An 18,017-nucleotide genomic window follows, 5' to 3' on the forward strand; every position below is an offset into this window, starting at 1 on the left:
GAGTGAGATAACCGAGCTGTTGCCGCACAGGTGGGCGCCCGTTTAATCACGCAAGGTGTGTTGGGCGGACGCTTACGTTCTTCGGTGTAATCCAGAATGCCCACGCCAGCACACGGAATGACACGGCCTGTTCGGGTCTGAACGGAGAGGTTTAAAGCAGATTGATCGGAGTGGTTTGTTCGGCACTCGCTCTGTATGCCCACGTATCCATCAGCAGGCTCGAATTCGCCGAAAGCAACACCCATGGGCGGGTCTCCAGACTCCAGAGCCGAGTGGCCCACCAGAACCGTGCCGTTGTAGATACTGAATCGCATCATGACATCGCCTGTTTTTACGTGATGTGTTGCGTCTGCAAAGCTCCGGTGTTGGCTGATACTACTGGCAGCATCGACTTGAGGTCACCGGTTATGGGGTCATCTCAGATGCTCACACGCCTTCTGCAAACGTTCTGAACTGGTTAAAAAGCCGGAACCCTACATAGTCAGACCTACGCTTGTACTGCGTTCGATAGTAGCAATCCCAGTAGCTGATCATGCGATCCCGCGTGGCATGAAAATACGTCGGGTTGTCCCGGATGAAGGTGCCGTAAAGCGCAGGGTCAAGGGCGTGGAGATGGGTTTCACACGTGCTAAGAACCTCAATGACGTACTCGCCAGTGAGCTGGATAACGAAGGGTACGACCCAGGGCTCAGCGACTGGGAGAATACGTTCCAGTTGACGCTGGCGTACACGGCCGTCGTAGTGCCGTGTCAGAAGGCACGAGTACATGACGCTCTGCGTTCTCGTCAGCGATTCACAGACTTGCTCATCGCCCTCGTGGTGAATTCGGTATGGAATGGTCAAGTGATCCTCACCCACTCTGACTTCTATACCTCGATGGGTGGCCAAGCTGGTGCTGCCCATCACTTGGCAAAGGCTATCTGCCTGCAATTTCAGATTGGGTGGGAAGGCACTAATGACTGAGCCTATTGAACCTGAAGGATTTGATGGGAGGTGGGATGGCATACACACGTCTCAGTTGTTTGGACGGCTTCAGAGCTACCATCTTGGCAGAAATCCGAAGGTATCGGTCGGTACGGTTGTTCGTCATTGAGCGCACCGACTGATTGAGTCGTCTGGCTGCTATGGGTAGTGGCTCTGCCGCAGCTTTTGGCCGAACGCGGGCTCGACCGACTTGCAATCAACCAACCGCTATACGCGTTCAACACAAACGCGATACCTGATATGCCGATCAAACTCGTCTTCCGGATTCTCATAAGCTTCAAGCTTTTCCAGGAGCCCTGTCTGCTCAAGGCTATCTAGGTCCTCCAGAGTCCATCCCGCGGGTAAGTCGCTGGAAACGTCTTTGCCCTGGTGCTCAACCCAGTGATACACCCCGAAGGGAAGGTAACCGAGCCACTCTGATTTGTAGGTAATCTCGCCAGATTCGCTAGCGGCCACCACGGCGTCGATTTTGCTTTTAATTGTTTTTTGACGTTCATTCATGGTGTTTTCGAACTCGCTTACTGAGTTTGCCGTTGGGGCTAGGCGCCGCGATATTTATGACAGGGCGGTGTTGTTGTCTGCGTCGGATTGATTGCAGCCTGTCACCACCGGCTGCAATCAACCCGAAGGGGCCATCAAGTAGTAAGGGCAAGTGCCACCCCTATACTCCTGTATCACGATGGGCGGCAAACAGCGTGCAATCACGCGGCTCCGAAGACAGATTGGGGTGTACTGCGTAGCCTTGGATCTTATCTTTGAGTTGCAGCCCGGCCTGGATCAAGACCCGAGCGGACGCTTCGTTTTCGTCGTCGCAGTAGGCCCATACCTGCGTGACGCCAGTCTGCTCCAGGAGCCAGCTCTTGAGGTAGGCGACCAGTTCACGGCCATACCCTTTACCCCACTGATGGCGGACCAATCCGAAGCCGACGGACACGCCTTCTTCACTGTCGCCAAGGTTGAGAAGGCCGATGGGTACTTCAGGGCTGTCAGCTAGTGTGATAGCGAGCAGATAGGCCGTACGTTGCTCTGCGAGTTCCGTAGCGTAGTGGATCATGGTAACAGTCTGGGAGGGGGCGCTATGCCGGCCCCGTGGCAGATACCTGGCGACTTCCGCATCGTTGGTATATTGGGAGTAGAGGATAGGCGCGTCTTCCCCTCGCAATGGCCGTAACGTCAGGCGTTCGGTTTGCAATCTGTCGGGGAGCAGGAAGGGGAGCATCAGAAGGACCTCTCAAGTGTCAGGAATCGAACCTAGCGTCCGCGCTCATGTGGGCTCGACATTCACAGTCGCTCCGATGGAGCCTCCAGAAACAGATACGATGAAGTCAGCCGCTTTTCGGCAGAGAGCTGCTCGTGATGAGCGGATTACCAACGCAAGGGGGCTGATCGAGAGAGGGTCAATGTCGAGGCGTTCTCCTGGGGTACCACGTAGCGACAACGTCAGTTCCGTCCAATGGCGATCATCTGAAGCGGTGCAGTCACCATCAGAATCAACATCACAGCCTGTTCCCCAGAGATGTTCGGCGATGCTGTAGAAGGCGGGCAATGGTCCCGCTGGTGTGATTTGAATGGAGTAGTGGGAAGGCATGAGTTGTTGGCTACGACCTACCAGGGAGGATGAAGGTGTCTTGGGGCTTGATGCGAAGGCAATCAGAGCCACTGTGACGCCACAAGGTTTCCGCCCGCGCAGGGTAATTACATCAGCTTTTCGAGCAAAAACGTAGTGGCTTTAATCGCCATATCTCCAAAATCACCCTCAAGGATTAGAACGTTTTCAACAATGTTTATCCCTTCAAGCTCTCCGAGCCCGCTGGAGTTTTGGACGTGAAGCGCGCCAAGTCTGATAGTCAGCTCAGCGCCGTCGGCGTTCCATGCCATCAGCTTGTATTTAGTCTCGTCATCTAGACTGACAACCATCTCGAAATAGCGATGGGCCTGGTCCACTGTGATCGATAAGACGTTGCTTTGTTCGAGCGCTTGAACATCCATGGTGAAATTTATTTTGTTTAAAGCAGCATTCTACTACAAGCGAACACCGGCCTTTGAAAGTGAAGGTCCGGGTTTGGCCGATTGTGTTGAAAAAGTCGACGTTGGTATTCCGCGTACTCTGGTGTGACCGTGGAGTCCATGCACCCTCTCTAGCAGCCATTGATGGAGTACGGTATTCCGCAATTCCCGCTGGGGTGATCGTCGCTCTCGATGTGGACTCTCCCACGAGTAAGGTCCGGTAACACCCGATCCCACTAGGCGGCATTAGGAACGAGGACGATCTTTCCTGGTCCGTAGGCCCTTGCCTTCAGCGCGTCTTGAGCGATTGCAGCGTCAGCCAAGGCAAACGAGGCCGCAACCGTCACCCGGAGGGACCCCGCTTCAACAAGATCAACAAGCCGGGCGAGAATCCCGGTATCTGGTCGGGCGAACACAGTTGTTACCCCGGGGCCGCCATCCGCTATTGAGCAGATTCTCGCGCCCGGGGCCGCTGCAACCATAGCCTTCGCCAACGCGCCGTGGCCGGCGCAATCCACGATGGCCGTCACGCCTGTGGGAGCGTGCTTTCTGACCTGTTCAGCAACGTCGTCGCCGTACTGGACGGGTTCCGCGCCGATCGACTTCACATAAGTTTGGTGTGGCGCAGAGGCGCTTCCAATGACGGTAGCGCCTGACGCCACCGCCAACTGGGTCGCCAGCGAGCCGACGCCTCCTGAAGCACCGAGCACGAGAACGATGTCCGTATCGGACACGCGCAATGTATCAATCACCGCGCGATAGGCCGTCAGACCAGCAAGTGGCAGTCCGGCCGCTTCGCCCCATGAAGCGTTCTTTGGCTTTCGCCATAAGCGTTCCACCGGCACGCTCACAAGCTCGGCATAGGTGCCGCTATGCAGGATTTCCTGATGCGTATAGGCGACGACTTCATCGCCTGGCCGGAATTCGACCACGCCGGCTCCTACGCGCTCGACGATGCCGGCGAGGTCCCATCCGGGTACGACCGGAAACCAAGTCTCCATTAGGCTCTCGCCCAAACCGGCCTGCAGCGCGATATCGGCCGGGTTGATGGCCGCGGCCTTCACCCGGACGATCACGGCGTTCTGCGACAGCTTCGGCTCTGGCAGCTCACCATATTCGAGGACTTCGGATCCACCAAAGCGACGATAAGAAACGCTCTTCATATCGCCTCTCCTAGAAAGCCATCGGGAGGTCGAGATAGATGCGGTGATGCTCCATCATCCAATGCCCATCCACTTTCTTCAGGATCGGCCGGTAGTAGCCCGTCTCGATCGGGGTAATAGTCCCTTGTGCGCCATTTGCCCCGTCGGGCCATCCGCTTTCAGGCTTTGCCGCACCAACGACGTTGAACACTACAAACTGAGCGTCGAGCGTCCCGGTGTCGCCATTCACTTCGATGATCGGGTCATGGGTGGTGTGATGACTCCACCCGCGCGACGGATGCGGCTTCATCATCGTGGTCACGGCCACACCAATGGCTTCAGGTCCGACCAACTCGCCAAGCGGCTCGGCTGTACCTGCATTGTTGTAGAACAGTTCGACCTTGCCTTCAGGCAGGAAGAGGTCGGCCATTGCCGCGCCGTCTCGGTGGTCGGCCGCCCGGACGTATCGTGCCAGCACCTCCTGAATTGCACGTTCATCGGACATGGAAGCTCTCCTTGATAAATGTGAGTCTATGATAGATACATTTATATTAATGTGCAATAATAAAAGATGTATTTTTAAATGACTTGGAGCAGTTGATGATCGATGTCCGTTTCCCGACCACGCTGCAGATGATGCTCAGCCTGGCTCTGGCTCAGGCCGAAGGCTTTGAACGATTGAGTTCCGCTCAGTTGGCCGAGGGGGTCGACTCCAATCCAACCTTTGTCAGACGATTGTTGGTGCCCCTGATCCAGGCGGGTCTTGTTCGTTCGACCATGGGTCGAGGTGGCGGAGTGAGCCTAAGCGTTGACGCCGTCGCGATCACACTCGGCGAAATCTATAAGGCGGCCCTGGGGGACAAGAGGGCATGGATCGGACGTAGCGATATCCCTCATCGATGCCTCGTCACTTGCAATGTCGAACGATTCTTTGGGAACTTGGCCGGCGAGGTAGATGAGTCGGTGGTGCGCCTGTTGGATAGGCGGACGCTGGCCGATGCCCTCTTGGAACTTCGCACCCTCGATGCGGAGCGCGTTTAGAAGGAGAGTCGCTACCGGCCATGCTGAGATATGGAAACCATCTGGTCAGATGGGCTCTTGCGGCGCACTTCTTCAATGAATGAGATCAGGGTGCGCAGCCCAGCGGGTTGATATCACAAGCACGTCGAAGCCGTCCAAGCCGGCAATAAGAGTACAGAGCGCAACGATCAAAACCTGATAGCGACTCATTTTCCCTTTTTTAATAGCGTCTAAAATATCAGCAGCATTATTCATTATTGTTCTGCCTTGTAATTTGGTTATGGATCAATTACGAACCGAGAACCGGTCCGTGGGTGAGGTGAAGCTTTCGCGAGCAAGCAGGGAAGCCTGGATCGCACCCAGCAATCGGTAGCAACTCATCACACTACTGACACTGGTTCGGGGCGCACGATCGTTGCGTATCGCATCGACGAACTCCCGATCCTGCAACTCGATGCCATCGGCATATGGCCCGATGCTCGACAGGTCGACGGGCAACCCATAGCCGTCGCTCAATTCGTCATAACGGGCGAGATAGGTACCTCGATCGCCGATAAAACGAAAATGACTGCCGAAAGGACCTTCGTTGTTGAAGCTCAGGCTCAAGCTACACAACGCGCCGTTGCTACTCTTGAGTTGCAGGGAGAGGTCCATTGCGATCCCTAGTTGCGGATCCAGTGGACCTTGCAGCACGTTCCAGGCGATGACTTCACTGCCTGTCTGATACTGAAAAAGGTCGACGGTATGTGCAGCGTGATGCCACAACAAACTGTCAGTCCATTGCCTAGGCTGGCCTTCGGCGTTGAGATTTTCACGGCGCATAAAGTGTGTGGAAACCACTAGGTGCTGCAAGCGTAAATGGTCCTCACATATCTGCTGATGCAGCCACTGATGGGAGGGATTGAAGCGCCGTGTGTGCCCGACCATCGCAACGCAAGGAGTTTTGGCGCTCACCTTCAGCAGGTGTTCTGCATCGGGCAGGTTATCGGCAATCGGAATTTCGACCAGCACATGCTTGCCAGCCTCTAGGCACCGAATGGCCTGGGAAGCGTGCAAAGGCGTGGGCGTACACAGAATGAGCGCATCGACGTTGGAATCAGCCAGCGCTTCATCAAGTTCGCAGTAAGTTCTGCCAATACCGTAGTGGGCGGCGAGCAACCGGTTTTGCGCCGGGTCGGTACCCACCAGCGCCGTAAGTACAGCGGTCTCGATGTTCGCCAGTACGTCCAGATGTTTGCGTCCAAACGCGCCGAGGCCCACCAGTGCAATCCGCACCCGAGCCCCGGTGTCCGAATCATTCATTTTCCAGCACCAGCAGACCATAGGCTGTATTGGAGACAGGGATGTGGTGGAAGCGATGCACCTCGCGGACTCGTTCGTTCATGGCACCACGCATGATCAACCACATCACGAGTTCGATACCTTCGGAGCCTGTTTCACGCAGGTATTCGGTGTGTCCGATATTGAGGAGTGTCGCCGGATCACTGACGAATTGATCCAGCCACTTGAGGTCATACTCTCGGTTTGTCAACCCCGCCCGTTCGCCCTGAAGCTGATGGGACATGCCGCCGGTGCCGAAGATAGCGACTTTGATGTCTTTGTCGTAACTGTCGATGGCACGACGTAGCGCTCTGCCCAATTGAAAACAGCGGTTACCGGTTGGGGGCGGGTATTGAATGACGTTTACGCACAAAGGGATCACCTTACAAGGCCATGCGTCAGGCTGCCCGTAGGCCAAAGACAACGGCACCGTCAACCCATGGTCAACGGTCATGTCGGTCACCAGGGTCATGTCAAACTCGTCGAGAATCAGCGACTCGGCGAGGTGCCAGGCAAAGTCAGGATCACCTTGCACTTGCGGCACAGGCCGCGGCCCATAGCCTTCATCGTGAATATCGAACGTCGCTCCCATACCAAGGGCAAAGGTCGGGATCAGCGACAGATCGAATTGCGAAGCATGATCGTTGTAGACGACGATACAAACGTCCGGCTTGTGCTTCGCAATCCACGCGCGTGCAGGTTCGACTCCGTCGAACAAGGGTTTCCAATAGGGTTCGCCGGTCTTGCCATGGTCGATTGCCGCGCCAATGGCCGGCACATGGGATGTGCCTATCCCGCCAATTAAGTTAGCCATGCATTTGCTCCTTCTTGCTGCGATTGCCAACGATGGAGCGACCGCCATCGAGCATCATTTTCTGGAACGCCTCGAGGGACATTCCGTTGCCGGACATGGCTGCACCTGCTTGCTGCATGCTCAAGCCATCGAAGATGGCCAATTTGAAGGTGTAATAAATGTTCCCACCAAGCCTCAACATTTCTAGCCATTCTCGCTGCATCACTGCAGCGTGTTGTTGTTCTGTCATCGGGTGACGCTGCAGATACCCCAAGGGCTCGCGCCGAAACGCCTCCCGGTTTTCAGCCAGATCCAGAGATTTGCAGAACATATTCAGCGCATAGCCCTTACGATGGTGGCTACCGTCGAACACATAAGTGCCGGGTATGTCGTCGTAGTCTTTTGGCCGATTCATAGCGGCTCCGGTAAAAAAATCAGGGTTGAAAAGGCATGTTTCGCCGATGAGTCATGCCCAATACAAACGTGTCGGGTTGTCGACCAGTAGCTTGCGTTGCAGCTCGGTGGTGATCGCTATGCGTGGGATGACATCCACCAGCAGTCCGTCATCGGGCATGTGATCCTTGAGATTGGGGTGGGGCCAATCCGTCCCCCAAAGCACTCGGTCAGGGAACGTTTCGACGACCTTTCGGGCAAAAGGAATGGCATCGCGATATGGATGTGACTCGCCATTCAGGGCCGCAGGGCCGCTGAGACTCAAACGCTCCGGGCAACTGACTTTCGTCCAGATATTGGAGTGCTCGTCGAGCAAGCGCAGGAACAGGCCGAATGACGGTCCGTCAACGTTTTCACTGACGTCCGGGCGACCCATGTGGTCGACCACCACCGGCAGTGGCAGACCAACGAAGAAATCCCAAAGCTCAGGTAAGTCCTGCGCCTCGAAATACAACACCACATGCCAGCCTAATGGCGCGATACGCTGCGCAATAGCCTGTAATTCTTCACGAGGGGTGAAGTCCACCAGTCGCTTGACGAAGTTGAACCGCACGCCCCTCACACCTGCGTTATGAAGCTCCTGCAATTCTTCGTCGGTTACGTTGTTCTTGAGCGTAACGATGCCACGAGCCCGACCGCCGGAGTGCAGTAAGGCATCGACCAACGCTCGATTGTCACTGCCGTGGCAGGTGGCCTGCACGATCACGCTACGGTCAAACCCCAGGCGTCGGTGCAAGGCGAACAACTGTTCTTTGGATGCGTCGCACGGTGTGTATTTTCTTTCCGGGGCAAAGGGAAAACTGGCCGCAGGACCGAACACATGACAGTGAGCATCAACGGCGCCCAAAGGCAATTGAAAGGACGGCTTACTTGGGGCGGGGTGAAAATTAAGCCAGCCGGGGGTGATATCGCTAGTCATGATTACTCTCGATTAAGGTGAAACGCTACGTTTTTTAAGGCTGGAATCAGTCCGTGAATACAGGCCAGATAGCCTGTGGGATCAAGACTTCACCCCGCATCAACAGGCGGGCGGTTCGCAACAAACTGGCACTCGTCACCGTGGGGGCCCGACCGTCGGGGGAAGATTCCAGGCCCAGTTCCAGAGTGAATTCGCCTGTCGGGTGTTCCACGCTGACGGTCTGTTTCAGCCCACCGGACACCTCGGCCAGTCCGTCAGCTACCGTGCCGGTAAGGACGCAGGCGGTGGCGACGGTGACAGCGGCCAGCACACCGATAGCGTCGTGGCATACGTGGGGAATAAAGCAGCGAGTGACGATACTGCCGCCCTTCAGCGGAGGTGCAAGCAGACACATTTTCGGGTAATTGCGCGCGCTGACATCTCCCAGCCCCATCAAGTCGCCGCACACCAGTCGCAAAGCTTCAAGCCGGGTCTTGAGCTCTTCGTCGGCGTTAAGCATGGAAGTTGGTTCTGAACCTGTGCGCCCTAGCGCGCTGGCGGGAATGAGGACCATTGGCATGCCATTGTCAATGCACGTCACGTCCAGGGAGAGGCCGTCCGGCAACATGATCCGATCGCGCCGATTGCCGGTAGGCAGTAAACCTGAACAGACCGATCCGGCGGTTTCAAGAAAGTTGATACCAATAGGAGCAGCCTGCCCCGGCACACCATCGATGCATGTAGTACCAGCATATTCGACGTGCCGCGCACCACCGAAATACGGTGTCTGCACGGTGATGTCACACTGCATTCCGGTGTTGAGCGTGAGTACACGCAATGTCGTCACATCGCCTTGGGCCTTAACCAATCCACGCTCCAGGGCAAACGGCACCACGGCAGCGAGCATGTTGCCGCAATTTGCTGTGGTATCGACTCGATCGCTGTCGGGCTGGAGTTGTGCAAAGAGAAACTCCAGACTCACACCCGGAACATGACTGATACCAACAATGCCCACTTTGCTCGTCAGCGGATGGGCGCCACCCAAGCCATCGATCTGTCGATGATCGGGGGAGCCCATGATGGCGAGCAGGACACGATCGCGGGTAGAGATATCGCCCGGCAGATCAGCCCGATCGAAAAAAGGTCCGCGTGAAGTACCTCCACGCATGAAAAGGCAAGGGATCGAAGTCTGAGTCATCATTGTGCTCGCAATCATCGCTTCTTATTAGTCAGGATGCAGAGGTATTTAATTGCCGCCGTCCCGTTAAATCATGATAGGGATCCCTGCCAAGTCCAGCAATACGATCCGGAACATGACTGTTATCGAATAAAAGCATCGCTCAATTTGCTACTAGCATTGAGCGCACGAATCTCGCGGTATGAATGGCATTGCTGCCCCATAAAGATCCGGTCGTGTGAACTACCTTTGCACGTCGAGTCAAACTCCAGTCCGAAGTGTCGGCGATTGTCTAACTGCTATTCGGAGTAAATCGACTAGTCCAAATCGACGATATTTTCGGCAATAACAGCCTGCGCGGTTCTGGAGCCCTTTGTGTACTCCAGTTACTCGGGAACGCCAGATTCAATGAGTTATATCAAGGTTTTTTAGAGGAGCTTTATAGGAAAACAAGCCCACTTACAATGAATGCTCATTTCAGTTTAATTTTAACGCGGCCCCGGTATTAATCAGGGTCGGTTTAACAGGCGTGTTTTAGCCAGAGTTTTGATCTTGGTACTGAGCGAGGTCGTCGTAATAGACGAGTCCATGTGCCTGCAAGGTTGGGCGCATATCATAGATGTCCAGCCCAAGCTCACCGCTGGCCAGCCGATTACGCTTGCCAATTTCCAGTGCTTCACGTTGCCTGGCTGCGGCGAGCACTTTCTCCACGTTTGAATGGGGCACTACGACAACACCGTCATCGTCAGCCACGATTGCGTCGCCGGCAACGATGTAAGCGCCAGCGCAGACGATTGGAGCATTGACCGACCCCAGGGTAGCCTTGATCGTGCCCTTGGCACTGATCGCTCGCGACCAGACGGGGAAACCCATTTCGGTTAGCGTGGACACGTCTCGACAGCCTGCATCTATGATCAAGCCCCGCACGCCCCTAGCCATGAGTGAGGTCGCAAGAAGGTCACCAAACATACCGTCTTGGTTTTCCGAGGTGCATCCCACCACCAAGATGTCTCCAGGTTTGCACATCTCCACCGCCACATGCAGCATCCAGTTATCGCCTGGTTGAGCAAGGACAGTCACCGCCGGGCCAGCAATCGCCGCGCCCTTATAGATTGGACGCATGTAGGTCTGCAGCAACCCGTTACGGCCCTGAGCCTCATGGACTGTAGCCACTCCCAATGCCGCCAGTTCCTCGCTTATTTGCTGGGAGAATCGCGGTAAATTTCGAATTGCGACCCCGCTCATGACAAGTCTCCTGTTACACGTGGGAAGACGCTCTGATAGCCCTCTGCATAAATGATGTCGCGCTGGGCCGTGATTCCGATATTCCGCTTGGCTTGAACACCACGCTGTAAAGCAACACGGGTGTAGTACTCCCAGAGATGCTCCTGTCCGGCCATACATTTTATGGCGGCCAGCTTTTGCTCCCACACGGGCGTAATGTCTAGCAGTACGTCGGGTTTCCACTCGCACTGTTCCGGTTGATGCGGTTCGAAGCTGTAAACCGGTGGGGCGCCTACGATTTTTTCGCCGGGGCGATAACCCTCGGCCTGGGCAATAATGCGCGCTTCCTGGGTGAGGTGCGTGGCCAAAGGATGGTCGTAGTTGTAGGGGTCCTTGAGCGAGTGGCTCAATGCAAATGCCGGCTGCACCCGACGAAACACATCAGCCAGGCGGAACAGCACTTCTTTGTCAGCTCGCATTGGATAATCACCAATGTCGAAAAACTCGATACTGGCGCCAAGGATGTCCGCTGCGGCCTGCGCTTCGGCTCGACGCCCGGCCTTGACCTTGCCTTCGGTCATTTCACCTTTGCGCCACATTTTTGCCGACTCACCCCGTTCGCCAAAGGACAGGCACACGATGTGAACCTTGTAGCCTTGCTGGGTGTGCAGCGCAATGGCGCCAGCGGCGCGCCAGACAAAATCAGCCGAGTGTGCGCTCACCACCAGCGCGGATTTTTGTTCGTTTGACATGTTGGAGTTCCTTTGTCTTTCTATAATCAGAAGAAGTAGCCAATACGCACAAAACTTGAGTAATCGAACTTGTATCCGCCCTCCACCTGGAGGTCGCGAGTGAGCTCGGAATACAACTGCACGTCTGGCCTGATCCAGTAGCCCAATCCGGCACGCGCGCGGGTAGAGTCCGAACGTCTCCCGGTATCAACGCCGTCGAGGGTCGAATCACCGCCCCAGGTTCGGGTCAGCCCGACGGAAGCAGTGACCTTGTTGGCGAAGGTGTAACTGAGCCACGGTTGCAGGGTGTAGACAGGATCTTGCTTGAGTGTGCGATTGACTGGCGTCGATTCCGTATTGTCGCCGTACCAGCTGACGTCACCGGTCAGCTCGGCGCGCCAGGCACCGAAGCTTTGTACATAGCCGGCTTGCAGGGCGGCGGAATAGCGGTTGTTGCCCATGTTGACTTTGCTGTCATGGTCATAACTGCCCTGAGGCAAGAACAGGTAGCCGGTGATCCCCAGGTAGCGTTTATTTACCGTGTCGTTGAGGGGCCACGCTGTCACCGCCACGAATGGATCGGCCAGGCCGGAATCGTCACCGACATGGTTGCCGCTCACTTTCAGTTTTTGCGAACCAAAAGGCAGGCCGAGTTGCACTTGAACCCTCGTTTGGTCGATATCAATCATGTGGAACAGCCGAATCAGCCCGGTCCGGGTATCCAGTTGTGTGTCGTGGTCCAGGGTCGCGCCTTTTTCCGGGTGGTATTCAGTTGCCCGCCCACCGCCCAGGTACAGCATTGCGATGCTGCTGTCGGCCGGAGCGGGCAGGTAAGCACCAGGCGAGACGTCCAGTGCCCAGGCGTCCGAAAAGCAGCCGAGCGAAGCGGCTGCGCTGACAGGAATGGCGGCGTTACGTATACAGCGAGGTAAAGAAATCATGCGTTGTCTCCGTTGTTGTTTTTGTTCGGAATACACGATCGTTGTTCTGGCGACTGTTGCGAGTCAGACCATCAGGCATTAGGCAGAGCCGGCAAGCGAGCGTGGTCACTCGCCGGCTCCGGGTTAAAGGTCGAGCACCAACCGCTTGCTCTTGGCTCGTGAGCAGCAAGGTGTGAATTGGTCGTTTGATGTTTTTTCGCGATCGCTCAGGTAGAAGTCCCGATGATCAGGAACGCCATCCAGCACCCTCGTCACACAGGTGCCGCAGATGCCCTGCTGACAGGAAACCGGAATCTCGATACCCGCAGCCAGCAGCACATCCGTGACCGTATCCTGCGGTCCGACCTCTAGAATCTGACCGGTGCTGGCCACCTGGATTTCGAACTGATCACTGCTTTGTTCTTCGCCACTAGCGGGCGCGCTGAAATACTCTCGGTGCAGATTTGCCTCTGGCCAATGCAGTTCACGTGCGACACCGAGGACGAAATCCATGAACCCTCCGGGGCCGCAAATGTAGAGGTGCTTGTGCGGCTGCGGATGACTGAGCAACTCCCTGACGTCCAGGCGCGCCTGACCGTCATCGACATCGAATTGGCATTGGCTGCTGCTGCTGTAGGACGATGCTTCGACTCGCTTGACGAATGCAGCGCTGGCGGCGCTCCGGGCGAAGTAGAACAGGGAAAACGACTGTCCCCGATCATTCAAGACTTCAGCCATGCTGAGGATGGGAGTGATGCCGATACCGCCAGCGAATAACAGGGAATGACCGGCCTGCGGTTCCAGTTCGAACAGGTTGCGTGGCTCGCTGATCCACACCGTTTGACCAACGTGCAGATCTTCATGCATGCCTTTGGAGCCGCCGCGGGAGTCTGCGGTTTGCAACACACCCAACTGATAACGATGGCGTTCATCCGGATGGTTGCAGAGCGAGTACTGACGAATCAGCCCCGGCCGGACTTGCACGTCGATGTGCGAGCCCGCTGTAAAGGGTGGCAACGCACTGCCATCAGGATGCTGGAACTCGAACAGAAAAATGTTTTCTGCTTCGAGCTCTTTGCGGGTGAGGATGACCTCAAACATCACGACCTCCGATGATTTCAGGCGCGAACAGCTGGTCCTCGGAGTGGAGCGTGCAGAACGCTTCCTGGCTGGTATTAGGGTCAATGACGCCAGTGATCACCACCATGTCTTTGAAGTTGTTTTCTTCAATGGTGCGTACGACTCCGCGTGGGTCCTTGCCTTCGAGTACATCGCGAGCGCCCTCGTCGAGCATCCGGCGTGCGCGCATGATCGCTACGTCCGTAGCGCCCAAGTGTTCATGGGTATGGTCGTGGATGACGCCCTGGGATTGAGTGATCGCAATATCGTGCACGGAGAAGCATTCCCCCATGCCCAGGTAGGCCGCTTCTTTCATCGAGTCGCGATCTTGCATGAAGAGCGGGTCATCGGCGCGCAGCATGCGGTCGTGTTCATCTTTCTCGGCCTGGTATTGCTTCTCCAGACTTTCCTTATCGAGTTGCCCGCTGCGGTGATAGATGAATTCCCAACGCCAGTGTGCGTGGTCGTCGATCGGCACGTCCCACAACATGGTGAGCCCGCCGTCTCCCAGATAACCTTCAAATCCACCGACCGCACAAACGTTAGGCATGACGTAATTCGTGATTCGGATTGAGGTATCGCGGGTTTCGCCAATGGCGCGCTTGGTATAAAGACGAACGCCGAATCGGGTGTCTTCGATGCTGATGATCGGACGCGCTTTGTTTGAAAATACACCCCAGCGCGCTTGCATGGTTTCGTCGGTCAGATTCACCTGATGCAGGTAGGAAGTATGCACCGGGTCAATGTTGCCTTCACTGGCTTGCAGCCAGTTACAGTCACCGCGCCAACGGCAGGTATAACGGTGTTCATCGCCGCCCGCGAGCGCCGGGTAGTTAGGAAAAAGCGGCGGTTCGCCGGGTCCCATGTAGGCCCAAAAAGCACCAGCGGCTTCATGCAGTGGATAGGAGTGAGTGCGGACCTTGTCCTTGGCGGTCGGAGAATGTTCTGCCGGTTGGTCCAGGCATTTGCCTTTACCGTCGAACAGCCAGCCGTGATAAGGGCAGCGCAACCCCCCATCTTCGATACGACCCAACGCCAGGTCTGCGCAGCGGTGCGCGCATTTGCGGTTGATCAGGCCAACTTCACCTTTGTCATCGCGAAACAGCACCAGGTCTTCGCCCATGATCCGTAAAGGGAAAGGCGCCGAGCCGGGTGGTACGACATCGGCCAGGGCAATGGGTTGCCAATAGCGGCGCAAGAGCTCACCGGCAGGTGTACCACGGTTGGTGCGGGTCAGGTATTGATAGCGCCCAGGGCCGCGCTCGTTGGGAATGCTGTCTTGAACCACAGGGATCAGGCTTGTCTGGTCCATCTTTTAAATCCTGTTCTTGAAGTACCGAACTGCCGAGAGAAATGTCTTCTACGCAAGGCGGACGGTTACGTTTTTATTGGAGGCTCATGCGTCACGAGCTGGGGTCAACAGTGAGGGTTGGTGGCGGGCGCGATCAATGGCGCGCCGCGACTAGCAGCTATGCAGAATTTCGATAGCATTACTCGGCGTGACCTGGAGTTGTGATAGGCGTCGGCGGAGTGCATTCTGGTAAGTAAGGCAAAAGCAAAAACCAACCTTGACAACTAAAAGAAGAGGACTGGGATGGATATCAAACAGCTTGAATATTTCAGTCAGGTCGCCGAGCTGGGCAGCTTCAGCCGGGCATCGACGTTCCTCGACATCACTCAGCCGGCACTGAGCCGCCAGATCAGACAACTGGAAATCGAATTGCGCGCATCACTGTTCGAGCGCACCGGCCGCGGCGTTACGTTGACGGCAGCGGGTACTCGGCTGCTCAAGCATTCGCGAGGCATCCTTCGGCAAATTGATCTGGCGCGAGCGGATATTGATCAACACCGCAATGTCGCTGAAGGGCGATTGGTTCTGGGCTGGCCACCCAGTTTGGGGCGCACGTCCACGGTGCCGTTGGTGGAAGCATTCCGGGAACACTTTCCTGGTGTGACGTTATGCCTGGTGGAAGGGTTGTCGACCCATATTCTTGAGTGGCTTGGCATTGGCCGGCTGGATTGCGGCGTGGTCTATAACACCATGCCTACGGCGAATGTCGATCTCTTGCCGCTGGCTGAGGAACCGCTGTTTCTGATCTCACCGCGCACCCCTGACGACGATGTGACGATTGGGGGGGCCATCAGCCTTGAAGCGCTCGCCGAGCTGCAATTCATCATCCCGGGACGGCCGAACAATATTCGTCTCTTGCTTGAACAATCGCTGGCGACGGTGGAGCGAAAAATCAAAGTGCGTTACGAGATAGAGAGCATTCCTGCCATCCACGAGTTGGTGCGGCGAGGACACGGCCACGCAGTTCTGCCGATGAATGCTATCGGTGACGATCACTGCCACCTCGACAAACTCCTGAGTGTTCGAGCGATAGAGCCGGAACTGGTCACCAGCCTTTGGCTGGCCACTTCCACGCATCGTCCCTGTAACCTCTTAACCCAGCAAGCATTGGGGCTTATCGACTCAATCATTCGTGAAGAAATCCGGCAACGGTCGATTGCCGTGCGCTCACTCATGCTACCCGTCTGAGCAATGCGTTTATTCGATAACAGTTATGCGCCAGATCGCATTGCTGGTGTCCATTGGCCTCCCTACCATCGCTTCACAGGACAACGGTTACGTGCCGTTACGTTCTGACCAATAAGAAGCGATGATTGCGAGCGCCAATAATGACTCAGACTTCGAGCCCCTACTTTTCCATACATGGTGGAACTTCCCGCAGACTGTTATTCGATCGAGCTATTTCTTCTGCCGAGCGTTCAGTCTTCGATTTGCTGTTGCCTGAGGTCATATACCTTCTTCCTCCCGTGGCCAATTAAGTATTGGCTTAGTCGCAGCGCAGAGCCTTTCAGCCTTCGATTCAGCATGAATTAACCACCAGGGTGTCAACGTTAGTTGGGGGGTAATTACGGCATGTTTGCGCCCTGAAAATTGACACTAACGACTATCCGGTTCCCGGCTTAGTCACTTTGCTGTCGCCTCACCATAAAAATAAAAGAGAGGGATCATGAATACTATGTTCAGGCACTACGTCGTCCGGGCTTTGGCAGGTTGCATGGGGGGGGTGGCACTAGGCGCTCCAGTCATGACGCATGCTTCCAATGGTCTATATACCGATGGCCAAGGGCTGAAAAGTGTAACGATGGGCGGTGCGTCAATTGCATTGCCACAGGACTCCATGGCCGCAGCTTCCAACCCGGCCGGCATGGCGTACGTAGGCAATCGAGTTGACGGTGATATTCAGCTATTCATCGGCAGTAACGAGGCTACTTATGGCTCCTCGGACAATCGTCTGAGTGGCCACAAAACAGTGCCAATCCCGGAGTTTGGATTCAACTACGACCTTTCACCGAAGTTGAGTTTTGGTGTGTCCTCCATCGGTGCAGGTGTGGGCTGGGACTACGATGGCCCGCTGTTTCAGAACCAAGGTTTGCCACGGTTTCAGGCAATGCTCAAACAGGCCGGTATAGCGCCAACGTTAGCGTATAAAGTTACTGACAAACTCGCGCTGGGTGTTTCAGTTACCGCGGCGTACCAGTCACTTTTAGTCCGTGGCACTGCACTGCCAACACCTGCCGGTCCAGCCATCTTGCCCGACCATGGTACCCAAGGCGCCTGGAGCTATGGTTTTCGCCTCGGTGCCTTGTGGACCCCCGTCGCCCCTCTAACCTTGGGTGTCTCGTATACGAGCAAACAAAAAGCCACCAGCTTCGACGGCTATAAGGATGACCTGTTGTCGGTCTCGGACGGCAAGCTCGACAGCCCTGAAATTCTCGGTGCCGGGTTGGCCTGGCGACCCACCGGCCAGTTGACCGTCGCCTTCGATTACCGGTTGATCCGCTGGTCTGGGGTTGAAGCACTCAACAGTGATCAAACCTTCGGCTGGCGTGATCAGCACAACATGCGCCTAGGGCTGGCTTATCAACTCGATGATCAGTGGACCGTCCGAACGGGCATCAACTACGCCAACCGCCAGTACGCCAGCGATTCCCTCGTTGCCAACATTCTGATTCCTGGGCTACTGCACAAATCCTACAGCGCTGGTGTGACACGCACGGTAGGCGATCGAGGGGAGGCAACCTTTGGATTGGTCAAAGACCTCAGCGAGCACGTGACCGGCACCGGCAAAAGCGACGGGTCGACCATCGACGTCAGGTACGGCTACGTCGTGATGGGTTATGGCTACAAATTCTGATCAACCATCGCTACTTACTGGGAG

21 protein-coding genes are annotated in these 18,017 nt (G+C 55.9%); 4 read left to right on the forward strand and 17 right to left on the reverse strand.

Features of this window, described 5'->3' with window-relative positions:
• Window positions 1–317: hypothetical protein (locus AC07T0_RS29675; protein ID WP_495004520.1), on the reverse strand; the 317-nt coding region annotated here is incomplete at its 3' end.
• A gap of 232 nt (window positions 318–549) precedes the next feature.
• Between AC07T0_RS29675 and AC07T0_RS29680 the strand changes: the two genes are divergently transcribed.
• Window positions 550–963, forward strand: coding sequence for a hypothetical protein (locus tag AC07T0_RS29680; protein WP_495004521.1), 414 nt, complete (start codon window positions 550–552; stop codon window positions 961–963).
• Window positions 964–1,191: 228 nt separating this feature from the next.
• On the opposite strand, the gene AC07T0_RS29685 is transcribed toward AC07T0_RS29680, so the two are convergent.
• From AC07T0_RS29685 to AC07T0_RS29705, 5 genes are all read right to left on the reverse strand, one after another.
• Window positions 1,192–1,485 (reverse strand): hypothetical protein, encoded by a 294-nt coding sequence (locus AC07T0_RS29685; RefSeq protein WP_495004522.1) that lies wholly within the window; start codon window positions 1,483–1,485, stop codon window positions 1,192–1,194.
• A gap of 160 nt (window positions 1,486–1,645) precedes the next feature.
• Window positions 1,646–2,203, reverse strand: a complete 558-nt coding sequence (locus tag AC07T0_RS29690) for a GNAT family N-acetyltransferase (protein ID WP_495004523.1) — start codon at window positions 2,201–2,203, stop codon at window positions 1,646–1,648.
• Window positions 2,204–2,679: 476 nt separating this feature from the next.
• Window positions 2,680–2,973, reverse strand: coding sequence for a hypothetical protein (locus AC07T0_RS29695; protein ID WP_495004524.1), 294 nt, complete (start codon window positions 2,971–2,973; stop codon window positions 2,680–2,682).
• Window positions 2,974–3,227: 254 nt separating this feature from the next.
• The gene (locus AC07T0_RS29700) at window positions 3,228–4,154 is read right to left on the reverse strand and encodes an NADP-dependent oxidoreductase (RefSeq protein WP_495004525.1); all 927 of its coding nucleotides are present in this window, start codon (window positions 4,152–4,154) and stop codon (window positions 3,228–3,230) included.
• 10 nt (window positions 4,155–4,164) lie between these two features.
• Window positions 4,165–4,638, reverse strand: coding sequence for a nuclear transport factor 2 family protein (locus AC07T0_RS29705; RefSeq protein ID WP_495004526.1), 474 nt, complete (start codon window positions 4,636–4,638; stop codon window positions 4,165–4,167).
• A gap of 95 nt (window positions 4,639–4,733) precedes the next feature.
• On the opposite strand from AC07T0_RS29705, the gene AC07T0_RS29710 reads away from it, so the two are divergent.
• Window positions 4,734–5,174 (forward strand): RrF2 family transcriptional regulator, encoded by a 441-nt coding sequence (locus tag AC07T0_RS29710; RefSeq protein WP_495004527.1) that lies wholly within the window; start codon window positions 4,734–4,736, stop codon window positions 5,172–5,174.
• 72 nt (window positions 5,175–5,246) lie between these two features.
• Here AC07T0_RS29710 and AC07T0_RS29715 read toward each other — a convergent pair whose 3' ends face one another.
• The 11 genes from AC07T0_RS29715 to AC07T0_RS29765 all read right to left on the reverse strand — a co-directional run bounded on the left by AC07T0_RS29715 (window position 5,247) and on the right by AC07T0_RS29765 (window position 15,100).
• The gene (locus AC07T0_RS29715; protein ID WP_495004528.1) at window positions 5,247–5,408 is read right to left on the reverse strand and encodes a hypothetical protein; all 162 of its coding nucleotides are present in this window, start codon (window positions 5,406–5,408) and stop codon (window positions 5,247–5,249) included.
• Between the two features lie 30 nt (window positions 5,409–5,438).
• Entirely contained in the window at window positions 5,439–6,455 is a 1,017-nt protein-coding gene (locus AC07T0_RS29720; RefSeq protein ID WP_495004529.1) for a Gfo/Idh/MocA family oxidoreductase, read from the reverse strand.
• Complete coding sequence (locus AC07T0_RS29725; RefSeq protein WP_495004530.1) at window positions 6,448–7,287, reverse strand: class III extradiol dioxygenase subunit beta; 840 nt, start codon at window positions 7,285–7,287, stop codon at window positions 6,448–6,450. Before AC07T0_RS29725 ends, AC07T0_RS29720 begins: the two co-directional genes overlap by 8 nt.
• Window positions 7,280–7,681, reverse strand: coding sequence for a protocatechuate 4,5-dioxygenase subunit alpha (gene ligA / locus AC07T0_RS29730; RefSeq protein WP_495004531.1), 402 nt, complete (start codon window positions 7,679–7,681; stop codon window positions 7,280–7,282). The genes AC07T0_RS29725 and ligA overlap by 8 nt, the downstream gene beginning before the upstream one ends.
• 51 nt (window positions 7,682–7,732) lie before the next feature.
• Entirely contained in the window at window positions 7,733–8,638 is a 906-nt protein-coding gene (locus AC07T0_RS29735) for an amidohydrolase family protein (RefSeq protein ID WP_495004532.1), read from the reverse strand.
• Between the two features lie 46 nt (window positions 8,639–8,684).
• The gene (locus AC07T0_RS29740; protein WP_495004533.1) at window positions 8,685–9,815 is read right to left on the reverse strand and encodes a 4-oxalomesaconate tautomerase; all 1,131 of its coding nucleotides are present in this window, start codon (window positions 9,813–9,815) and stop codon (window positions 8,685–8,687) included.
• A gap of 513 nt (window positions 9,816–10,328) precedes the next feature.
• Window positions 10,329–11,039, reverse strand: a complete 711-nt coding sequence (locus AC07T0_RS29745; protein ID WP_495004534.1) for a 4-carboxy-4-hydroxy-2-oxoadipate aldolase/oxaloacetate decarboxylase — start codon at window positions 11,037–11,039, stop codon at window positions 10,329–10,331.
• The gene (gene galB, locus AC07T0_RS29750; RefSeq protein WP_495004535.1) at window positions 11,036–11,770 is read right to left on the reverse strand and encodes a 4-oxalmesaconate hydratase; all 735 of its coding nucleotides are present in this window, start codon (window positions 11,768–11,770) and stop codon (window positions 11,036–11,038) included. Before galB ends, AC07T0_RS29745 begins: the two co-directional genes overlap by 4 nt.
• Window positions 11,771–11,796: 26 nt before the next feature.
• Entirely contained in the window at window positions 11,797–12,690 is an 894-nt protein-coding gene (locus AC07T0_RS29755; RefSeq protein ID WP_495004536.1) for a transporter, read from the reverse strand.
• Between the two features lie 123 nt (window positions 12,691–12,813).
• Window positions 12,814–13,770 carry a PDR/VanB family oxidoreductase gene (locus AC07T0_RS29760; protein ID WP_495004537.1) on the reverse strand — a complete coding sequence of 319 codons (957 nt, stop codon included), beginning with the start codon at window positions 13,768–13,770 and terminating at the stop codon, window positions 12,814–12,816.
• Window positions 13,763–15,100, reverse strand: a complete 1,338-nt coding sequence (locus tag AC07T0_RS29765) for a Rieske 2Fe-2S domain-containing protein (protein WP_495004538.1) — start codon at window positions 15,098–15,100, stop codon at window positions 13,763–13,765. Before AC07T0_RS29765 ends, AC07T0_RS29760 begins: the two co-directional genes overlap by 8 nt.
• Before the next feature lie 282 nt (window positions 15,101–15,382).
• Between AC07T0_RS29765 and AC07T0_RS29770 the strand changes: the two genes are divergently transcribed.
• Both AC07T0_RS29770 and AC07T0_RS29775 read left to right on the forward strand, forming a co-directional pair.
• Window positions 15,383–16,327, forward strand: coding sequence for a LysR family transcriptional regulator (locus AC07T0_RS29770; RefSeq protein ID WP_495004539.1), 945 nt, complete (start codon window positions 15,383–15,385; stop codon window positions 16,325–16,327).
• Between the two features lie 478 nt (window positions 16,328–16,805).
• Complete coding sequence (locus AC07T0_RS29775; protein WP_495004540.1) at window positions 16,806–17,993, forward strand: OmpP1/FadL family transporter; 1,188 nt, start codon at window positions 16,806–16,808, stop codon at window positions 17,991–17,993.
• The last annotated feature ends 24 nt before the right edge of the window (window positions 17,994–18,017 follow it).

The organism is Pseudomonas sp. GW821-FHT04D07 (assembly GCF_059420225.1).